4 protein-coding genes and 1 pseudogene are annotated in these 2,530 nt (G+C 71.7%); 1 reads left to right on the forward strand and 4 read right to left on the reverse strand.

Annotation, left to right across the window (positions count from 1 at the left end; translation table 11 throughout):
• The 4 genes from EYA84_RS30410 to EYA84_RS30425 all read right to left on the reverse strand — a co-directional run.
• Positions 1-201: tetratricopeptide repeat protein (locus tag EYA84_RS30410; RefSeq protein WP_131057664.1), on the reverse strand; the 201-nt coding region annotated here is incomplete at its 3' end.
• Between the two features lie 9 nt (positions 202-210).
• Positions 211-690: a 2-C-methyl-D-erythritol 2,4-cyclodiphosphate synthase gene (gene ispF / locus EYA84_RS30415; protein ID WP_131057666.1), complete on the reverse strand. Its 480-nt coding sequence runs from the start codon at positions 688-690 to the stop codon at positions 211-213.
• A 16-nt stretch (positions 691-706) separates the two neighbouring features.
• On the reverse strand, positions 707-1,402 hold the full coding sequence (gene ispD / locus EYA84_RS30420) for a 2-C-methyl-D-erythritol 4-phosphate cytidylyltransferase (RefSeq protein WP_131057667.1): 696 nt from the start codon (positions 1,400-1,402) through the stop codon (positions 707-709).
• A 56-nt stretch (positions 1,403-1,458) separates the two neighbouring features.
• Positions 1,459-1,944, reverse strand: coding sequence for a CarD family transcriptional regulator (locus EYA84_RS30425; protein WP_007073334.1), 486 nt, complete (start codon positions 1,942-1,944; stop codon positions 1,459-1,461).
• Between the two features lie 397 nt (positions 1,945-2,341).
• On the opposite strand from EYA84_RS30425, the pseudogene EYA84_RS30430 reads away from it, so the two are divergent.
• Positions 2,342-2,530 (forward strand): annotated as a pseudogene (locus EYA84_RS30430) (hypothetical protein); the annotation flags it as partial.

Below are 2,530 nucleotides of genomic sequence, written 5' to 3' on the forward strand. Positions count from 1 at the left end.
GGTCAGCGCCTCGGCCGGGCGGCCTGCGGCCAGGTGCACCCGGGCCAGCATCGTCGACACCTCGACGGCGGCCGGGTCGAGGGCGAGGGCGAAACCCAGCTCGGCGGCGGCCTCGTCGTAACGGCCCAATTCGCCGAGGAGGGTGGCGCGCTCCAGGTAGCCGTCGGCGGCGGGCGGATCGGTGGGGACGTCGGCGGACATCGCGCGAGCCTAGCTCGCCTGCTCGTGGACCAGGGCCACCGCGATGCCGGCGAGCCCCTCACCGCGCCCGGTGAAGCCCAGGCCGTCGGTGGTGGCGGCGGAGACGGTGACCGGTGCGCCGACCGCCTCGGAGAGCACCCGCTCGGCCTCCGCGCGACGCGGGCCGATCTTCGGGCGTACGCCCACCACCTGCACCGACACGTTGCCGATGGCGAAACCGGCGGCCCGGACCCGACGGGCCGACTCGGTCAGCAGCGCCACCCCGCTGGCACCCGCCCACTCGGGCTGGTCCACTCCGAAGTTGGCGCCCAGATCACCGAGACCGGCGGCGGAGAGCAACGCGTTGCAGGCGGCGTGGGCGGCGACGTCCGCGTCCGAGTGCCCCGCCAGGCCATCCTGGTCGGGCCAGTGCAGACCGGCCACCCAACACGGCCGACCAGCCTCGAAGGCGTGCACGTCGGTGCCGATGGCCACCCGAGGAACGATCATGAAACGAGGGTACGCGCTAGGCGCCGACGGAGAGCAGGTGCTCGGCCAGCGCCAGGTCGAAGGGCCGGGTGATCTTCAGGGCGTGATCCGACCCGGGTACGCAGTACACCGGTGTCCCGCGCTTCTCGACCAGCCCGGCATCGTCGGTGAGCGGGTCACCGGCGGCGGCGTGCGCGTCGGTCAGCACCGCCCGGCGGAAGCCCTGCGGGGTCTGCACGGCCCGCAACGCGGCCCGGTCGACGGTGCCGAGCACCACCTCGCCCGCGTCGACCTCCTTGATCGTGTCGACCACCGGCAGCACGGGGATCACCGCGTCGTGACCGGTCCGGACCGCGGCGGCCACCGACTCCACGAGTGCCGGTGGGGTCAACGCACGGGCCGCGTCGTGCACCAGGACGATCTCGGGGCCGTCCGGCACGGCGGCCAGGGCGGCGGCCACCGACGCCTGCCGTTCCGCCCCGCCCGGCACCACCGTCACCGGCGCGACCGGGGCGAGCAGTTCGCGTACCGCCGCGACGTCGGCGACCGGGGCGGCCACCACGATCGTGTGGACCGACGGGGCGGCGGCGAGCCGGCGGACCGCGTGCACCAGCAGCGGCTCGCCGGCCAACAGCCGGAGTGCCTTCGGACGGCCGGGCCCCAGGCGTACGCCGGCACCGGCCGCAGGCACGAGGACCGCGACGTCACCGCGCGGATTCAGCTGCGCGGTCACGTCGCGGTCCTCGATGGTTTCTTCGCTACGAAGTGGGTACGACGATGCTGTGCGGACTAGGCCTCGGTCAGCACCTTGTCGAGCAGCGTCTCCGCCTCGTCCTTGGTGCTCTTCTCGGCCAGCGCGACCTCGCCGACGAGAATGTCGCGGGCCTTGGCGAGCATCCGCTTCTCACCTGCGGACAGCCCACGCTCCCGCTCCCGGCGCCACAGGTCACGCACGACCTCGGCCACCTTCAGCGGGTTACCGGAGGCCAGCTTCTCCAGATTTGCCTTGTAACGTCGCGACCAGTTGGTCGGCTCCTCGGTGTGCGGAGCCCGGAGAACGTCGAAGACCTTGCCGAGACCCTCTTCGCCGACCACCTCGCGCACACCCACGATCTCGGCGTTCTCGGCGGGCACCCGGACCGTCAGGTCACCCTGCGCGACCCTCAGGACGAGGTACTGCTTCGGCTCGCCCTTGATGACCCGAGTCTCGATTGCCTCGATGAGTGCGGCCCCGTGGTGGGGGTAAACAACGGTCTCGCCGACACTGAAAACCATAGGTTCGAAACCCCTTTCGCTGTGTCTAGGGTAACACGCTCAGGCACCGATGTCTCACCGCTGTCCTGACCGTTGGCGCAGCTCAGGGGCCCTGTGAGAGGTATTTCTTCGGCTTGACAGACCGCCCAAACAATGATTTGACCACTCTGCGTAATCAGAAGATGACCCCCGGACGTCGTCCGGTGAGGAACATCGAAGATCACGACTGGCATCGCACATCAGGGCCTACGCCACCCGCCCTATGATATCCCGCCGTTGCGGAGTGTGGGCAGCGGTAGCGGGACCCGGGCCTGGTACGGGACGCTGGAGGGTGCCCGCGCACGCGCACCCGCGACGGTCGAGAGCGACCGGCGAGAGGGTGGTGGAGGCGGCGCGGGAACCGTCCGAGGGGGTGGTGATGGACAAGGCCGACGCCGACGGTCCCGGGTTGCCCGACCTGCCGCCCGAGTGGGGCCGGGTGGTCGTACCCGACGATGCCGCCGCGCTCGCGGACGAGGCCGAAGAGCTACGCCGGGAGCTGCGCGGCCGAGCCGCCGGGTACGCCCGCCGGTGGCGTCCGTCCGCGTTGCCCGTGCTCGCGCTGCTG

This window comes from Verrucosispora sp. SN26_14.1, assembly GCF_004307965.1.
Taxonomy (GTDB): Bacteria; Actinomycetota; Actinomycetes; order Mycobacteriales; family Micromonosporaceae; genus Micromonospora.